1 pseudogene is annotated in these 252 nt (G+C 82.1%); it reads left to right on the top strand.

Annotated features, from left to right (window positions below):
• A pseudogene (locus G3I41_RS36280) lies at positions 1-252 on the top strand (hypothetical protein); the annotation flags it as partial.

Genomic DNA, 252 nt, shown 5'->3' with positions numbered 1-252 from the left:
CGGCGGTGCTGGTGTCACGGGTGGTCCTGGCGGCGTCGGCGGCCCCGGCGGCCCGACAAGCCCCGGTGCTCCCGGTCCCGGCCGCGTCTCCCCGCCCTCCGGGCCCCGTACCGACCTGCCGTACTTCTCGGACGGCCCGCAGGGCGACTTCCCGGAGGGCCCGGGCGGCCCGCGTTCCACCCCCGACCTGGGTGTCCGCACCCCCGGCCCGGCCGGCCCCACCACGGGCCCGGCCGGGCCGGGGGTGCGGAC

The sequence above is a fragment of the Streptomyces sp. SID9727 genome, assembly GCF_010550605.1.
Lineage (GTDB): Bacteria > Actinomycetota > Actinomycetes > Streptomycetales > Streptomycetaceae > Streptomyces.
This window is presented reverse-complemented; position numbering and strand designations above follow the sequence as displayed.